Origin of the sequence: Streptomyces sp. BK239 (genome assembly GCF_004217285.1) — a bacterium.
Classification (GTDB): domain Bacteria; phylum Actinomycetota; class Actinomycetes; order Streptomycetales; family Streptomycetaceae; genus Streptomyces.
In genome coordinates, this window is the sequence record NZ_SHKS01000002.1 from 843,649 (window position 1) to 860,743 (window position 17,095).

The window sequence follows — 17,095 nt, forward strand, 5'->3', positions numbered from 1 at the left end:
ACCCGTCCCCTGTCACCCCACGCCGTCAGCCGGGTCTCGCTCTGTTCGGGGCAGGTCGAACGCCGTCAGGCCTCAGCCACCTTCGCCGCCGCGTCGATGGCGGCGAGCGACTTGCGAACCTGGTTGCGGTCCGTCGTGTACCAGAAGTCGGGCATGGACGCTTTCAGATAACTGCCGTAGCGGGCCGTCGCCAGCCGCTGATCCAGCACGGCCACCACACCACGGTCCGCCGACGCGCGCACCAGCCGCCCCGCGCCCTGAGCCATGAGCAGCGCGGCATGCGTCGCCGCGACGGCCATGAAGCCATTGCCGCCCGCGTCCTCGACCGCCTTCTGGCGGGCGCTCATCAAGGGGTCGTCCGGACGCGGGAACGGGATCTTGTCCATCACCACCAGCTGACAGCTGGGACCCGGCACGTCCACTCCCTGCCAGAGGGACAGCGTCCCGAACAGACACGTCCTCGGGTCGGCCGCGAAGTTCTTGATCAGCTCACCGAGGGTCTCCTCGCCCTGGAGCAGGATCGGGAACTCGGGGATGCGCGTGCGCAGTTCCTCGGCCGCCAGTTGAGCGGCCCGCATGGAGGAGAACAGCCCCAGGGTGCGCCCGCCGGCCGCCTGGATCAGCTCCGTCAGTTCGTCCAGCATGTCCCCGCGGTCTCCGTCCCGCGCGGGGCGCGCCAGGTGCTTGGCGACGTACAGGATGCCCTGCTTGCGGTAGTCGAAGGGCGAGCCCACGTCGATGCCCTTCCACGGCGGCACGTCCTCGCCTTCCGTGCCCTCCGGCGCCAGGCCCAGGGAGGCGCCCACACCGTTGAAGTCGCCGCCGAGCTTCAGTGTCGCGGAGGCCAGGACGACGGAGCGATCCGCGAAGAGCTTCTCCCTCAAAAGGCCCGACACGGACATCGGGGCGACGCGCAGAGAGGCCCCGAAGCGGTCGTGCCGCTCGTACCAGACGACGTCGTACTCGGAGCCGTTCACGATGCGCTCCGCCACGTCATGCACGCTCTCCACGGAGGCGAGCGCCTGCTTGCGGACCGCGTCCTCGTCCTGGACGGACTTGTCACGGGTCGCGCCGATCGCGGAGATGACGGTGCGCGCGGCGTCGCGCAGCGCCATGAGCGCGTAGCCGAGATCCTCCGGGATCTCCTCCAGGCGGCCCGGCAGCGCCAGCTCCATCAACCGCTCGAAGCCCTCGGCCGCCGTCTGGAGCTGGTCGGCGGCCTTCTCGTCGGCCAGCTTCGCCGCCCGGCGCACCGCCCGGTTGACCTGGCCCGGCGTCAGCTCGCCGGTGGCCACTCCGGTGACCCGCGAGACCAGCTCGTGCGCCTCGTCGACGATCAGCACCTCGTGCTGCGGGAGGACCGGGGCGCCCTCGATGGCGTCGATCGCCAGCAGGGCGTGGTTGGTGACGACGACCTCGGACAGCTTGGCCCGCTCACGGGCCATCTCCGCGAAGCACTCGGCGCCGTAGGCGCACTTCGAGGCGCCCAGGCACTCCCGGGAGGACACCGACACCTGGCTCCAGGCGCGGTCGGAGACGCCCGGCGTCAGGTCGTCGCGGTCTCCGTCCTCCGTCTCGTCCGCCCAGTCGCGCAGCCGCAGCAGGTCCTGGCCCAGCTTGCTGGTGGGGGCGGCTGCCTCGAACTGGTCGAAGAGTCCCTCGTCCTCGTCCTGGGGCATGCCTTCGTGCAGGCGGTGCAGGCACAGATAGTTCGAGCGGCCCTTGAGCATCGCGAACTCCGGGCGGCGGCGCAGCAGCGGATGCAGCGCGTCGACCGTGCGCGGCAGGTCCCGCTCCACGAGCTGGCGCTGCAGAGCCAGAGTCGCGGTGGCCACGACGACACGCTCCCCGTGGGCGAGGGCGGGCACGAGGTACCCCAGGGACTTGCCGGTGCCGGTGCCGGCCTGCACCAGCAGGTGGGTGCCGTCGTCGATCGCCTCCGCGACGGCTTCGGCCATGGTCACCTGGCCTGGGCGCTCCGTGCCGCCGACGGCGGCGACGGCGGCATGCAGGAGTTCGGGGAGTGAGGGCTTCGTCATAGCGCGACCACCCTACGGCGCGGCACTGACAAACGTGTGGTCGCGCAGGTGGACGGAGGTGCGGACGGGGACGGAATCAAGGTCGGGCGCTTCCCGGATCGAGGGGACGGAGGAGGAAGGAGACAGAGGGGAGCGGGGGGAGGGAGAAAGGGAGGGAATGGGTCGAAGGGGCGGGCCGAGGGGAGATGGGAGGCCCGAAACGCTCGCTCGAGCCGCCCGAAAAAAAAGTTGCGGGACATCGGGCCACCGGGAACCCGGCAGCGCACCGGACCGTTCCACCTGTGACGATACAATCACTCAGCGTCACACATAGAGGAGGGCGGCCGGTCTCTGATCATGAGGGCCGCCCGTTTGTCGGGGAGGTCGATCTCGGTGGAGAAGCGGAAGCCGGCGTCGAGGAAGGCGGCGATGGAGGGGATGTTGCGGAGGTCCGGTTCGGCGATGACACGTGCGCAGGCGGGCCGCCTGTCCAGTACGAGGCCGACGACGGCCCTGAGCAGACGGCCACCGAGGCCCCGCCCGCGGTCGGCGGCGCCCCCGATGAGGAGGTGGACGCCGGTGTCGTGCGGCCGGGCGCGGTAGTGCATGGACAAGGGGTCGAGGTCTGCCCTGTAGATCTCCCAGTAGCTCATCGGTGTGCCGTCCAGTACGCCGAGACAGGGGACGCTGTGCCCGTGGCCGGCCGACTGGCGGCGCAGGTGGGCCTCGGTCACGGACTCGGGCCCGGCCAGTTCCCAGAAAGCGGCGACCGCGGGGTCGTTCATCCACGCGGAGATGAGGGCTAGGTCGCGCTCGGGGTGTACGGGTACGAGGCGGAAGTCACCGGCGGGGGTGACGGCAGGCCCCCAGTCGCCGATGCGGTCGAGCGGGTCCGACACGTCGAGGCGGGACATCGCGCGGCTCCTCTCGTCAGCGGGTGTCGGCAGGTGCGTTCGACAGGGGTGTGTTCATACGTGCAGGGGGTTGGCGATGGTGACGTACACGGACTGGGTGTCGACCGGGCCGACGAGCTCGTCGAGACCGTGCAGCCGGGTCAGCAGATTGGCCTTGCAGCGCAGGACGGGTGAGTCGAGCAGAAGGCCGGGCAACGAGCTGCGCATGCGGCCGGGGCCGCACGCCGCGCCGGTGAGGAAGTGGCGGAAGGCGGCGAGCAGCAGGCGTTCGTCGGCGAGCCGCTGGGAGCCGAACGCGCCGATGAGACCGAAGACGTTGTTGATCGCGAGGTAGTAGGCGAAGCGCTCGTCGGTGACCTCGTCGGAGACGAAGGTGTCGCTCGCCGCGCCGATGCCCGGCAGCCGGTGCTCCAGGTCCCCGTGGTGGGACGCGCGGAAGTAGTAGCCCTGATTGTCGCGGTACCGGCCGCCTCTCGGCCAGCCGTCGCGGTCGAGCAGAACCAGCGTGTTCTGCTGGTGCGCCTCCAGGGCGATGCCCGCCTCCCCGTCCAGCCAGAGCACGGGGCGGACGACGTGCTCCAGGTACCTCAGGAACCATTCGACGGCGACGGCTGGGCGCTGACGAGCGGTACTGCCGGTGAGACGTGCGATGAGTTCGGCGAGTCGGGAAGGAGGGAGGTCGCGCTCCCGGTCGGCGCCCTGTCCGACATTCGGCCGATGGGCGACGAGACCGGCGACGCATGCAACGTCGTCGCCGGGGCTGAACGGGTTGTGCCGGATCACCGCGTCGAGTCCGGTCACCGGGAGACCGTCCGACCCGTCCACGGCGATCCAGGCCGGGTCGCGGACGATGTCGAAGCCCGGGTGCGCCGTTTGCCACTGCCGACTAAGGCCGGCACGCAGGAGCCGGTGCACCTCGACACCTCGGTGGAGTTCCTTGCGGAGGTTGTGGCGAAGGGAGTTGGTGATGCGCAGCCCCAGCGACAGTTTGAGCATGGCCGGGGCGTCGGAGCTGTGGACGGTGCGCACGGAGGAGGTGGGTTGCCAGGGCGAGCCGTGGGCGCCGAGGTCACGAAGGAGTCCGGAGTCGAGCAGGGCGGCGACCTCCGGCCGGTGACGGACCTCGCGCGCCTGCCAGGGGTGCAATGGCAGGGCGGTGTGGCCGGCGGGCAGCGCGAGCCCGGCGCCGGCGAGCCGGAGGGTCAGCCGGTCGGCGCTGACGGGACGTCCGCGCTCGGTCCAGGCGGAGTCGGTGGCGAGGACGGAGGGGGCGACGGCGAACCAGTGCAGGGCGAAGGAACCGTGCGATTCGGGTGAGTACAGGAGCGCTTCGGCGTCGGAGAGGCCTTCTCGGCTCTTGGGTGTCGGGTGGAGGGGGTGTCCGAGCAGCAGCGCCTGCTCGGCGGAGAGGAACAGGTGGGGCGGGTCGGCGGGGCGTTCCCTGCGCGCGGTGACGAACGCCTCGGTGCGGCGTACGGAGTCGGCGACCCGGGAGACGAGGTCGACGGCGTCGCGGGGCGTGCCCGCCGTCGGGGCCTCGCGGGTCAGCAGGGCTGCGAGGGTGACGGCGTCGACGGGCGGGGCCGGTTCCGGAGCGGCGGCCAGGTGAGGGGGGCCGAAGCGGTGCCAGCCGGTGGGTGACCAGTAGCGAACGGGGACGAGCAGCGCGGTGCCGGAGGCGGGCAGCGGAACACGCAGCACTCCGTCGACGGGGGCGGACAGGCCCTTCTCGCGGACCCAGCAGCGCAGCAGGTTCTCGGCGGCGGCCGCCTGGGCCGCGGTGTGCGGGTCGGGATGGTCCAGGAGGTCGGCGGCGGCCTGGGGCGACGGTTCGTGCAGGGCGGCGAGTGCCTGCTGGTGCGGGACGAGTCCCTGCTGGTGGGGGGCGAGTCCCTGCTGGTGAGGGATGCGGACGGGTTCGGACGAGGGTGACGGAGCGAAGGAGGTTGACGTCTGTGTGGCGGAACTGGTGGAGGTCAGCGCCGGCGAAATGGCGTGCTGTGGGGGCGTGTGCAAGGTCGCTCCTCGTCGAGTGGGGGGTGAGGCCGATGGTTCACGCGGGTCGGTGGGGACCGCCCGGGGCGTGCCTAGGCAAGCGCGCGGGCGACCGCCTCCAGCGCGTCCGCGAGCCGGTCGAGCAGGGCGTCCACCTGCTCGTCGGTGATCGTCAGGGGCGGGAGCAGGCGGACGACGCCGGAGTTACCTGGGCAGCGGTCGACGATCAGTCCGCGTTCGAGGCACTCGTGCTGGACGGCGACGGCCAGTTCGGAGGCGGTGGCGTGAGGACGGCCGACGGAATCGGCCAGGGGCCTCGGTCTGACGGATTCCGGCAGGGCCCTCGACGCGTGCGCCGGCGGGCCGAGGTCCGGCATCGAACCGCCGATCAGCTCACTGGCCCCACCGAACCCGCTCGCATCCCCGCCGGCCCGGCCGCCCGACCGTCGTGTGCTCCGATCCCCGGGGCCCACTGGAGCTGCCATCTCGACGCCGATCACGAGCCCTCGGCCGCGCACCTCGCCCACGCAAGGGAAGCGCCGGGCGAGCGCGCGCAGTTGGTCCAGCATGCGGGCGCCCAGGACGGCCGCGCGGCCCGCGAGGCCATGGGTGCGGACGTAGGCGAGGGTGGCCGTGCCGGCGGCCATGGCGAGTTGGTTGCCACGGAAGGTGCTCAAGTGGACGCCGGGTTCGCAGACGTCGAGGTCCTCGTGGTGGACGATGACCGACAGGGGCAGGCTGCCGCCGATGGCCTGGGAAAGGACCATCACGTCGGGGACGATCCCGCTGTGTTCCACCGCCCAGAAGGCGCCGGTCCGCCCGACGCCCGTCTGGACTTCGTCGGCGAGGAGGGGGACGGACCGGTCGGCCGTGATCTGCCGTACGCGCCGCAGCCAGGCGTCCGGCGCGGGAACGACCCCGGCGTCACCCTGGACGGCTTCGATGATCACCCCGGCCGGGGGCTGCCGTCCCGGCCCGGAGTCGTCGAGGGCGGACTCGGCCCAGCGGGCGGCGAGTTCGACGCCGCGTTCGTCTCCGATGCGGAAGGGACAGCGATCGTCCTGCGGGCGGGACGACCGAGGCCCCCCTACGCCGGCGTCGGCATCGAGGGAGCCCGCGCTCAGATCGTGGCAGGTGTCCGTGAACCCCAGGATGCGGCTTCGGCCGGTGGCGGTGCGGACGAGTCCGAGGGCGGTGTCGACGGCGTCCGCGCCGGTCGGCCCGCAGAACCGCACCCGGGCGCGGTCGGCGAGGCCGGGCGGCAGGGTGTGGAGCAGTTCGGTGACGAAGGCGTCCCTGACGGGGGTGGCGAGGTCGGGCGCGTGCAGGGGCGCGCCGGAGTCGAGGACGTTGCGGATGGCCTTCAGCACGACGGGGTGGTTGTGTCCGAGCGCGAGAGTGCCGCCGGAGAGGCAGTCGAGGTAGCGGCGGCCGTCCGCGCCCTCGATGGTCAGTCCGCGGGCCCGCACCGGCACGATCGGCAGGGCGCGTGCGTAGGTGCGAGCCGCCGACTCGCGCGGGGGCTGCCGTCGAAGCACGCCCGAGCCGGCGGGACGCCCGCTCACGCCGGCGAGAGCCTCGCCGCCCACGCCGTCGTCCTCGGGAGCATCGCCCACGCCGGCGTCCTCGGGAGCATCGCCCACGCCGGTGGAGCGACCTCCGGGTGCCTGCCCCCCAGGCGCAGGCTCGGTCACGGCCACGGCCACGGCTCTCCGTCCTCCCGCCCCCCGCATCCCGTCACACCGAGGGCAGTTGGCCCCCCTTGGCTACCAACCCCGGACGGTGCGACGGGTTACGGGTTGCTTCAAGATCCGTGCCGTGACGGAACCGTTGCCGTCCCGTCGGAAGTCCCCCACGGCGAGCGCATATCGTGTGAGGCCGTTCCACAAGGCCGGGAGGCCCGCGTGAACCCTGGGTGAGATCTCGGGAGTTCTCGAGGTGGGGACGGCCACCGCTCCAAGTTCATTGACAGCAGGGGGAGTCAGACCATGCGATCCATACGCCCGTCGTCCGGGATTCGACGGGGGAGGAACGCCCGCCGCAGAACCTCCCCCATGCTGGGCGCCGTGGCCCTCGTCTCGGCGCTCGCGCTCACCGCGACCGCCTGCGACTCGGGTGAGGCCGACGCGGGAGGCCGCGCGAGCGCGTCGGCGTCCGCCTCGGCCGCAGGCGACGGGAAGATCACGATCCCGGACGACATCAAGGACCGGCTCAAGGAGCACGGGATCGATCTCGACAAGTGGCGCAACGGCGCCTGGAAGGACTGGAACAGGGACGACTGGCTGCGCGAGGCCAAGGACTACGTCAACCCGATCATCAAGGGCCTGTGGGACCCGGACCGGATGCGCAGGGCCGAGGAGCCGGACCGTGCCGTCGACGACAGCGACCTCTCGGGCGACCAGGGCGTGACCGACCCGACGCCGGCGGCGGTGGAGGCGGCGGCCGTGCCGACCACGTACCACGCGAACACGCCCGAGGCGGGCAAGCTCCTCTTCGACTCCCCCGAAGGCACGAGCGTCTGCTCGGCGACGGTCGTGGAGGACCCGGCCCACCCGGGGAAGTCCAACCTGGTGTGGACGGCGGGGCATTGTGTGCACGCCGGCAAGAAGGGCGGCTGGTACCGCAACCTCGCGTTCGTGCCCTCGTACAACGACGCGGGCATGTCGGCGAAGCAGTTGGAGACGGCCTCCAAGAAGCAGGTCGCGCCCTACGGGGTCTGGTGGGCGGACTGGGCGCAGACCTCGGACCAGTGGATCGCGCAGGGCGGGCCGACGGGCGGTGACGGCGCCTCGTACGACTTCGCGGTGATCCATGTGACGCCCGAGGAGGGCGACTCGGGCAAGTCGCTGGAGGAGACGGTCGGTTCGGCGCTGCCGGTGGACTTCGCGGCGCCGGCGGTGCCGAAGGTGCGGAGCATCACCGCCACCGGCTACCCGGCGGCCGCGCCCTACGACGGGCAGCGGCTGTACCGGTGCGAGGACAAGCCGGGGCGGCTGTCGCTCAACACCACGGATCCCACGATGTACCGCATCGGCTGCACGATGACCGGGGGCGCCTCCGGCGGCGGTTGGGTGGCGACCGGATCGGAGGGCGAGCCGGCGCTGGTGTCCAACACGTCGATCGGCCCGGTGAAGGCGGGCTGGCTCGCGGGCCCGCGGCTCGGCGGGGTGGCCAAGGGCGTGTACGACTCGGTGAGCAAGAAGTTCGCCGGTCAGTGATCGCGGCGCGGTAGCCACGACGAGGGCCCGCCCCTGCGGAGAGCAGGAGGCGGGCCCTTGTGCGAGAGGCGTCAGGCGAGCTGGGCGGGGACGTACGGCGTGAGGTCCGCCGCCAGTTCCTCGTGCACCCGTGCCTTCAGCAGGGTGCCCTCCGCCGTGTGCTCCGCGGAGATCACCTCGCCTTCGGTGTGGGCACGGGCGACCAGCTTGCCGTGGGTGTACGGCACGAGCGCCTCGACCTCGACCGACGGCCGGGGCAGCAGGTCGTCGATGAGGGTGAGCAGTTCGTCGATGCCCTTGCCGGTACGGGCCGAGACGGCGATGGAACGCTTCTCGATCCGCATCAGCCGCTGGAGCGTCAGCGGGTCGGCCGCGTCCGCCTTGTTGATCACGACGACCTCGGGCACGTCGATGGCGCCGACGTCCCGGATCACCTCGCGCACGGCGGCGAGCTGCTCCTCCGGGTTGGGGTGCGAGCCGTCCACCACGTGCAGGATCAGGTCGGACTCGCCGACCTCCTCCATGGTGGAGCGGAACGCCTCGACCAGGTGGTGCGGCAGGTGCCGGACGAAGCCGACGGTGTCGGCCAGCGTGTAGAGGCGGCCGCTCGGGGTCTCGGCCCGGCGCACGGTCGGGTCGAGGGTGGCGAACAGGGCGTTCTCGACCAGGACGCCCGCGCCGGTGAGGCGGTTGAGCAGCGAGGACTTGCCGGCGTTGGTGTAGCCGGCGATGGCGACCGACGGCACCCTGTGACGCTTGCGCTCCTGGCGCTTGATCTCGCGGCCGGTCTTCATCTCCGCGATCTCCCGGCGCATCTTGGCCATCTTCTCGCGGATCCGGCGCCGGTCCGTCTCGATCTTGGTCTCACCGGGACCACGGGTGGCGAGACCGCCGCCCTTGCCGCCGCCCATCTGACGGGACAGCGACTGACCCCAGCCTCGCAGCCTCGGCAGCATGTACTGCATCTGCGCGAGCGCCACCTGCGCCTTGCCCTCTCGGGACTTGGCGTGCTGGGCGAAGATGTCGAGGATCAGGGCCGTACGGTCGATGACCTTGACCTTGACGACGTCTTCGAGGTGGATCAGCTGGCCCGGGCTGAGCTCACCGTCGCAGATGACGGTGTCGGCGCCGGTCTCGAGCACGATGTCGCGCAGCTCGTCGGCCTTGCCGGAGCCGATGTAGGTGGCCGCGTCGGGCTTGTCGCGGCGCTGGATCACGCCGTCGAGCACGAGCGCGCCCGCGGTCTCCGCGAGGGCGGCGAGCTCCGCGAGGGAGTTGTCCGCGTCCTCCGCGGTCCCCGAGGTCCAGACGCCGACGAGCACGACCCGCTCCAGGCGGAGCTGACGATACTCGACCTCGGTGACGTCCTCGAGTTCGGTGGAGAGGCCCGCGACGCGGCGCAGCGCCGCCCGCTCGGAGCGGTCGAACTGATCGCCGTCCCGCTCTCCGTCGATCTCGTGGCTCCAGGCGACGTCCTCTTCCATCAGGGCATCGGCCCGAAGACCCTCGGGGTGGCTGTGCGCGAAGCGCTTGGTGTCCTGGGAAGGGGATGAAGAGGAGGTCATTGGGTCCTTACGTCGTTGGGGATGCCGTTGTGGCCGTCTGCACGGCGGTCACTGTTGACAACGCACGAGTACCCCGGGAGATTCCCGTGTCCCGTGCCGCGCCGACCTGACGATGTTCGCACGGTACGGCCCGTCTCGTCATCGCCTTATTCCGGGGTTCAGGCGGCGGGTGGCGCGGGCTTCCAGTCGGGGTGGCCGGGCATGGGCGGGGTCTTCTCGGCGTACAGCCAGTCCTTGAAGAAGGCGCCGAGGTCGCGTCCGGAGATCCGTTCGGCGAGACTCCGGAAGTCGGCCGTGCTCGCGGTGGCGTCGCGGTGCTCCTGCACCCAGGCCCGTTCCACCTGCTCGAACGCCTGCTCGCCGATCTCCTGGCGGAGGGCGTACAGCACGAGGGCCGCGCCGTCGTAGACGTTCGCGCGGAAGATGCCGATCTTCTTTCCGGGCTCGGGCGGCTTGGGTGCTCCGGGCGGGCCGCCTGCGGCACGCCAGCCGTCGGAGGCGCCGTAGGCCGCCTTCATACGCGCCTCAAGCGTGCGGCCGGCCTTCTCCTGCGCGTACAGCGCCTCGTACCAGGTGGCGTGGCCTTCGTTGAGCCACAGGTCGGACCAGGTGCGGGGGCTGACGCTGTTGCCGAACCACTGGTGGGCCAGCTCGTGCACCATGATCGACTCGATGTACCACTGGGGGTAGGCCGGCTCGGTGAACAGGCCTTTCTCGAAGAGGGAGAGGGTCTGCGTCTCCAGTTCGAAGCCGGTGCTGGCCTCGGCCATGAGCAGGCCGTACGTCTCGAAGGGGTAGGGGCCGACCCTGTTCTCCATCCACGTGATCTGCTCGGGGGTCTTGGCGAGCCAGGGTTCGAGGAGGTCGCGGTCCCCGGCGGGGACGACGTCGCGGAGCGGCAGCGCGTGCGGTCCCTCGCGGTGCACGACGGTGGAGCGGCCGATGGAGACCTGGGCCAGTTCGGTGGCCATGGGGTGCAGTGTGCGGTACGTCCATGTGGTCGCGCCCGCGGCCCTGTGCACGCCGGTGGGCACGCCGTTGGCGACGGCCGTGTAACCGTCGGGCGCGGTGACCCGGATGGTGAACAGCGCCTTGTCGGAGGGGTGGTCGTTGGACGGGAACACCAGGTGGGCGGCGTCGGCCTGGTTGGCCATCGCGAGGCCGTCGGAGGTGCGCAGCCAGCCGCCGTCCCGGTCCGCGCTCACCGGGTCGCTGGTGTGCCGCACGGTGACGCGCATCCAGTCGCCCCGGGGCAGCGGGTTCTGCGGGGTGATCACCAGGTCCTCGCCGGCGCTCGCGAAGGCGGCGGGTTTGCCGTCGACCTCGACGGAGGAGACCTCGCCGTGGGCGAAGTCGAGGTTGATCCTCTCCAGTGCGGCGGTGGTCCAGCCGTCGATGACGGTGACCGCCTGGAGCGGCTCGCTGTTGCTGCCGGAGTAGGTGAACGACAGGTCGTACGAGGCCACGTCATAGCCGGGGTTGCCCAGGTGGGGGAAGAGGCGGTCGCCGACGCCGAGCGGGGTTGCCGGGGCGCTCGCGGCGACGAGGCACACGGCGACCGCCGAGGCGAGGAGGGCGGGCTTGAGCCTGCGACGCCGGGAGGGGGCGGGGCGCGGGCCCGGTGACGCGGGGAGGCCGGTGTGGGCACGAGGGGTGAGCAGCATGCCCCACCGCTATCAGCGCGCGCGTGCGCCTCGGCGACGGCGCGCGACCGGCCCACCCGAACGGGTTGTCCGGGTGCGATGGAGGCCACCGGGGCGGACGCCCGCCACCTCACGCCCCAACAGCGGACGCCCGCCACCGTCCGCCCCCGGCGAAGCGTCACAGCGGACGCCCGCCACCACACACCCCTCGGCGCGTGTCCGCCTCAGGACGCCGGCGCGTGGTGCGGGGTGCGGCTCACGTCGTACACGCCGGCGACGTTGCGCATGGCGCGCATCAGGGTCGGCAGGTGCGCCGCGTCGGGCAGCTGCAGGGTGTAGGTGTGGCGTACGCGCTGCTGGCTGGGGGGTTCGACGGTCGCGGAGACGATCTCCGCGCCTTCCACGGCGATCGCCTCGGTGAGGTCGGCGAGCAGATGCGGGCGGCCGAACGACTCGGCGACCAGGGTGACACGGCACTCGGTGGTGTCCCCCCAGCGCACGTCGACCTCCGTGCGCCCCGCCTTCGCCAGCCGGGCCACGGCGGCGCACTCGGCGCGGTGCACGGTGACCACTCCCCCGCGCACGGCGAAGCCGGTCACCTCGTCGGACGGCACGGGCGTACAGCAGCCGGCGAGCCGCACGCCGGCGTCCGGGCGGTCCGCGACGGTGATCGCGGTGTCGGGCCGCGCCCCGGGCTCCCCGGAAGCCGCACGCCCGCCCGCGGGCCGTTCGGTCGCAGGACGCCCGGCGCCGCCCCCCTCGCCGTCCGTCCCGTCGGCCCCGCCGGGCACGGCCCCGTCGACGGGCTCCCCGGACCCGGTGTCCGCCCCGGGGTGCGCCGCCAGCCACCGCTGGATGGCGATGCGGGCGGCCGGGGTCTGGGCGTGCTCCAGCCACTGACTGGAGGGCCCTGAGGCCGGGTCCTGGCCCATCAGGAGCTGGACGGTGTCGCCGTCGCGCAGGACGGTGCTCAGGGTCGCCAGGCGGCCGTTGACGCGCGCCCCCATACAGGCATGGGCGTCGTCGCCGTACTGCGCGTAGGCGGCGTCCACGCAGGTGGCTCCCTCCGGCAGGCCGAGGGTGCCGCCGTCGGGACGGAACACGGTGATCTCCCGGTCCTGGGCGAGGTCCTCGCGCAGGGTGGACCAGAAGGTGTCGGGGTCGGGCGCGCCCTCCTGCCAGTCGAGGAGCCGCGAGAGCCAGCCCGGCCGGGTGGGATCGACGCGCTCGCCGTCGCCGGCCGGGCCCCCCTCTGCCCGGGAGCCCTCGGCCGCGCCCCGCTCCGTCCGTCCTGCCTCGCCGCCCGAGTCCTCGGTGGGCTGGGCGTAGGGGTTGCCGAGCGCGACCACGCCGGCCTCGGCGACCTTGTGCATCTGGTGGGTGCGGATGAGGACTTCGGCCACCTGGCCGTCCGCGCGGGCGACCGCCGTGTGCAGCGACTGGTACAGGTTGAACTTGGGGACGGCGATGAAGTCCTTGAACTCCGAGACGACCGGCGTCATGCAGGTGTGCAGTTCGCCGAGGACCGCGTAGCAGTCGGCGTCCTCGTTGACGAGGACGAGCAGCCGGCCGAAGTCGCAGCCGCGCATGCGCCCGCGCTTGCGGGAGACGCGGTGGACGGAGAGGAAGTGCCGTGGCCGGATGAGGACTTCGGCCTGGATGCCGGCGTCGCGCAGGACCGTGCGCATGGCCTCGGCGAACTCGGTGAGGGGGTCGTCCGCACGGGAGGCGTTGTCGGCGATCAGCTCCCGGGTGTGCGCGTACTCCTCGGGGTGCAGGATCGCGAAGACCAGGTCCTCCAGCTCGGTCTTGAGGGCCTGCACGCCGAGGCGTTCGGCGAGCGGGATGAGGACCTCGTGCGTGACCTTGGCGATGCGGGCCTGTTTCTCGGGGCGCATCACGCCGAGGGTGCGCATGTTGTGCAGGCGGTCGGCGAGTTTGATCGACATCACGCGGACGTCGTTGCCTGTGGCGACGAGCATCTTGCGGAAGGTCTCGGGCTCGGCGGCGGCCCCGTAGTCGACCTTCTCCAGCTTGGTGACTCCGTCGACCAGGAAGCGGACCTCCTCGCCGAACTGCTCGCCGACCTGATCGAGCGTCACATCGGTGTCCTCGACGGTGTCGTGAAGCAGCGAGGCCGTCAAGGTGGTGGTCTCCGCGCCGAGTTCGGCGAGGATCAGCGTCACGGCGAGCGGGTGCGTGATGTACGGCTCGCCGCTCTTGCGCATCTGACCGCGGTGGGAGGACTCGGCCAGGACGTAGGCGCGGCGCAGCGGTTCGAGGTCGGCGTCGGGGTGGTGGGCGCGGTGCGCCTCCACGACGTGGCTGATGGCGTCGGGGAGGCGGCCGCGGGAGGTGGGACCGAGCAGCGCGGCCCGGCCCAGGCGGCGCAGGTCGATCCGGGGGCGGCTGCGCCTGCGGGAAGCGGCAGGCGCTACCGGGCCTGGGGTCGCGGGGTTCGTGGCCTCCGCACTCATGGGCACCTCCGGCTGCGTGGACCGGCGGACGGAGTGCCCCAGGGCGGACACGGCTCAGGGGGCTGGCGTCTCCCCCGTCCGGGCCGGTGCTTGATGCTACCGAGCCCATCACGCCCAACTGGCCGCCTCTCGCCGAGCGTGAAACGGATCACCCATTCGAGCGACGATTTCGAGGTTTACCTTTTACGCCAGCCGACTTTGAGCCTGTCGTGCTTTCCAACTCGTGACAGCGTCCAGGGCGGCGGTCTCGCGCCCCGGCGGGCCCTGCCGCCTGCGATGCCAAGCCGACGGCCGGCTCAACGGGCGGCGGTTTCCAGCCATTCGGGTTCGATCTCGCCTTCGGCGACGATGACCGCGGGTCCGGTCATCTCGATCTCGCCGTCCGGCTGCTCGGTGATCACGAGGCGTCCGCCGGGGACGTCCACGGTGTAGGTGACGGGGGATCCGGTCGCGGTCGGGTCGGCGCCGTCCCGGCGCGCGGCCGCCACGGCGACGGCGCACGCGCCCGTGCCGCACGACCGGGTCTCGCCGGACCCCCGCTCGTGCACGCGCAGCGCGACGTGCCGCGGGCCGCGGTCGACGACGAACTCGACGTTCACGCCGTCCGGGTAGGCGGAAGCGGGGCTGAAGGGCGGCGGGGAGAACAGGTCGCCCGCGTGGGCGAGGTCGTCGACGAAGGCCACGGCGTGCGGGTTGCCCATGTTCACGTTGCGCGCGGGCCAGCTGCGCTCGCCGACGCTCACGGTGACGTCTCCCTCGGGCAGGCGCGCCCTGCCCATGCCGACGGTGACGTCGCCGTCCTTGGCGATGTGCACGCTCTTCACTCCCCCGCGCGTGGCGATCGCGAGGTCGCCCTCGGGGACGAGACCCGCGTGCTGGAGGTAGCGGGCGAAGACGCGGACGCCGTTGCCGCACATCTCGGCGACGGAGCCGTCGCCGTTGCGGTAGTCCATGAACCACTCCGCCTCGGCCGCCATCTCCTTCGCCTCGGGATGGGCGGCGGAACGCACGACGTGCAGCAGCCCGTCCCCGCCGATGCCCGCACGGCGGTCGCACAGGGCGGCGACGGCGGCCGGGGGGAGGTTCAGGGCGTTCTCGGGGTCCGGGACGATCACGAAGTCGTTCTCGGTGCCGTGCCCCTTGAGGAAGGCGATCCGCGTGCTCATTCCTCGATCGTACGGGGTGGGTACGACACGGCACGCGGGACGGGCCTCAGCGCAGCCTGGCGACGCGCAGGACCGCCAGGACCACCACGGCGGCCACCAGGACCACGTAGGCGAGGACGACGCGCCAGTCGGGTCGGCGGCCCGAGCCGCGCGGGGGGAGCCCGGGCCAGGTGTGGCCCACGCGGCGGGCGGCCGTCATGCCCCACCCGGCCGCGCAGAAGCAGATCAGCAGCCCCAGCATGGCGATCACGGCCCCGCTGTCACCGAAGTCGAAGGCGAGGGGGAACGCGAACATCAGGGAGCCGGTGGCGGCCAGGGCCACGATGGGGGCGAGCTGCCAGATCCGCAGGCGGCGCTGCGGGCGCAGTTCGACCTCGACCTCGGGGCCGCTCGCGAACATCTCGTCGGGCTCGGGACCGTCCTCGGTCACGCCGTCCAGAGTGTCGTCCACACCGCTCCCGGCGTCGTCCGGCCCGTCGGGGCTCAGACGCACGTCCTCCGGCTCCGGTTCCACCGGCTCGGTGGTCAGGTGCTCGGTGCCTTGTGCGGTGTCACGAGGGCCGGCCTCCATCGCCACGCGCCCTCCCAGTTCGGACTCCACTTGGTCGATCGAAGCTCGATGATGGCACGCTGCCGGGGGCCCGGATGACGGCCTGAGCGTCCCGATGCCATGACGTGATCAGGCTGTGACCGGTCGTTCGAGCAACGTCAGTGCGAGCCGCGGAAGTTCCGTGCGGTCCGCGGCGGCCCCACTCAACCAGTGCACCCGCGGGTCGCGCCTGAACCACGAATCCTGACGGCGCGCGAAGCGCTTGGTGGCTCGCACGGTCTCGGCGCGCGCCTCGTCCATCGTGCACTCGCCGGCCAGCGCCGCCAGGACCTGCTGGTAGCCGAGTGCGCGCGACGCCGTACGCCCCTGGCGCAGGCCCCGCGCCTCCAGCGCGCGCACCTCGTCCACGAGTCCCGCGTCCCACATGCGGTCGACGCGGCGGGCGATGCGCTCGTCGAGTTCGGGGCGGGCCACGTCGACGCCGATCTGGACGGTGTCGTAGACGGAGTCATGGCCCGGCAGGTTGGCCGTGAAGGGCCTGCCGGTGATCTCGATCACCTCGAGGGCGCGGACGATGCGGCGTCCGTTGCTGGGCAGGATCGCCTGCGCGGCCTCGGGGTCGGCGGCGGCGAGGCGGGCGTGCAGCGCGCCGGAGCCGCGCAGAGTGAGTTCCTCCTCCAGCCTGGCGCGGACCTCGGGGTCGGTGCCGGGGAACTCGAGGTTGTCCACGGCGCCGCGGATGTAGAGCCCGGAGCCGCCGACCAGGATCGGCCAGCGCCCCTCGGCGAGCAGCGCGTCGATCCGGGCGCGGGCCAGCCGCTGGTACTCGGCGACGGAGGCGGTGACGGTGACGTCCCAGACGTCCAGGAGGTGGTGCGGGACCCCGGCGCGTTCCTCGGGCGTCAGCTTGGCGGTGCCGATGTCCATGCCGCGGTAGAGCTGCATGGAGTCGGCGTTGACGACCTCGCCGCCGAGCCGCTGGGCCAGGAAGACGCCCAGATCGGACTTTCCGGCCGCTGTAGGGCCGACGACCGCGATGACGCGAGGGGTGGAGGATGCGCTGCTCACCGTGACAGTCTCCCAAACCTCGCACCCTGCCCCCGAACGAGTGAGGTGACGGGGCCGGTCCGGCGTCGTTCCAGCCCGCACCGGGCGACGCGGGAAGCCGCCCGCGCGAGTACCGTATGGAGTGATTGCGGGCGTTATCGCACATCTCGTTCTGCTTCTGCGGAGAAGGTGACCCATGGGTCTTCTGCACAACCTGAAGTCGAAGCTCGCCCCGGCCAAGGACAAGGTCTCGGACCTGGCGCACCGGCACGAGGGGAAGATCCATCACGGGATCGACAAGGCCGCCAGGACCGTCGACGAGAAGACGAAGGGCAAATACAGCGACAGGATCCACTCGGGCACCGGCAAGGCGAAGGGCGCCATGGACCGGCTCGCCCACAAAGACGGACCCCGCGCGCACAAGGACGGGCCGGGAGCGGGCGACACGTTCACGCCGCCGACCACACCGCCGCCGCCGAGCTCCTGAACCTCACCCGCTCGC

12 protein-coding genes are annotated in these 17,095 nt (G+C 72.1%); 2 read left to right on the forward strand and 10 right to left on the reverse strand.

The features are described from left to right. Positions 1-65: 65 nt before the first annotated feature. The 4 genes from EV567_RS09605 to EV567_RS09620 form a co-directional block, all read right to left on the reverse strand. Positions 66-2,039, reverse strand: a complete 1,974-nt coding sequence (locus EV567_RS09605; RefSeq protein ID WP_130438230.1) for an ATP-dependent DNA helicase — start codon at positions 2,037-2,039, stop codon at positions 66-68. Between the two features lie 293 nt (positions 2,040-2,332). Beyond that, positions 2,333-2,932, reverse strand: a complete 600-nt coding sequence (locus EV567_RS09610; protein ID WP_130438231.1) for a GNAT family N-acetyltransferase — start codon at positions 2,930-2,932, stop codon at positions 2,333-2,335. A 54-nt stretch (positions 2,933-2,986) separates the two neighbouring features. Next, positions 2,987-4,948 (reverse strand): IucA/IucC family protein, encoded by a 1,962-nt coding sequence (locus EV567_RS09615; RefSeq protein ID WP_407071572.1) that lies wholly within the window; start codon positions 4,946-4,948, stop codon positions 2,987-2,989. A gap of 71 nt (positions 4,949-5,019) precedes the next feature. Next, complete coding sequence (locus EV567_RS09620; protein ID WP_130438232.1) at positions 5,020-6,660, reverse strand: aminotransferase class III-fold pyridoxal phosphate-dependent enzyme; 1,641 nt, start codon at positions 6,658-6,660, stop codon at positions 5,020-5,022. A gap of 255 nt (positions 6,661-6,915) precedes the next feature. Between EV567_RS09620 and EV567_RS09625 the strand changes: the two genes are divergently transcribed. Further along, entirely contained in the window at positions 6,916-8,145 is a 1,230-nt protein-coding gene (locus EV567_RS09625; RefSeq protein ID WP_130438233.1) for a serine protease, read from the forward strand. A 71-nt stretch (positions 8,146-8,216) separates the two neighbouring features. Here EV567_RS09625 and hflX read toward each other — a convergent pair whose 3' ends face one another. The 6 genes from hflX to miaA form a co-directional block, all read right to left on the reverse strand. Next, complete coding sequence (gene hflX / locus EV567_RS09630) at positions 8,217-9,710, reverse strand: GTPase HflX (RefSeq protein WP_130438234.1); 1,494 nt, start codon at positions 9,708-9,710, stop codon at positions 8,217-8,219. A 158-nt stretch (positions 9,711-9,868) separates the two neighbouring features. Beyond that, entirely contained in the window at positions 9,869-11,374 is a 1,506-nt protein-coding gene (locus EV567_RS09635; RefSeq protein ID WP_130438235.1) for a M1 family metallopeptidase, read from the reverse strand. A 203-nt stretch (positions 11,375-11,577) separates the two neighbouring features. Continuing rightward, entirely contained in the window at positions 11,578-13,830 is a 2,253-nt protein-coding gene (locus tag EV567_RS09640; RefSeq protein WP_130438236.1) for a bifunctional (p)ppGpp synthetase/guanosine-3',5'-bis(diphosphate) 3'-pyrophosphohydrolase, read from the reverse strand. A gap of 296 nt (positions 13,831-14,126) precedes the next feature. Further along, positions 14,127-14,996 carry a diaminopimelate epimerase gene (gene dapF, locus EV567_RS09645; protein ID WP_130438237.1) on the reverse strand — a complete coding sequence of 290 codons (870 nt, stop codon included), beginning with the start codon at positions 14,994-14,996 and terminating at the stop codon, positions 14,127-14,129. A gap of 46 nt (positions 14,997-15,042) precedes the next feature. Continuing rightward, positions 15,043-15,567, reverse strand: coding sequence for a hypothetical protein (locus EV567_RS09650; protein WP_130438338.1), 525 nt, complete (start codon positions 15,565-15,567; stop codon positions 15,043-15,045). A gap of 108 nt (positions 15,568-15,675) precedes the next feature. Beyond that, the gene (gene miaA / locus EV567_RS09655; RefSeq protein WP_130438238.1) at positions 15,676-16,614 is read right to left on the reverse strand and encodes a tRNA (adenosine(37)-N6)-dimethylallyltransferase MiaA; all 939 of its coding nucleotides are present in this window, start codon (positions 16,612-16,614) and stop codon (positions 15,676-15,678) included. A 175-nt stretch (positions 16,615-16,789) separates the two neighbouring features. Between miaA and EV567_RS09660 the strand changes: the two genes are divergently transcribed. Continuing rightward, positions 16,790-17,080, forward strand: a complete 291-nt coding sequence (locus tag EV567_RS09660) for an antitoxin (protein ID WP_130438239.1) — start codon at positions 16,790-16,792, stop codon at positions 17,078-17,080. Positions 17,081-17,095: the final 15 nt, after the last annotated feature.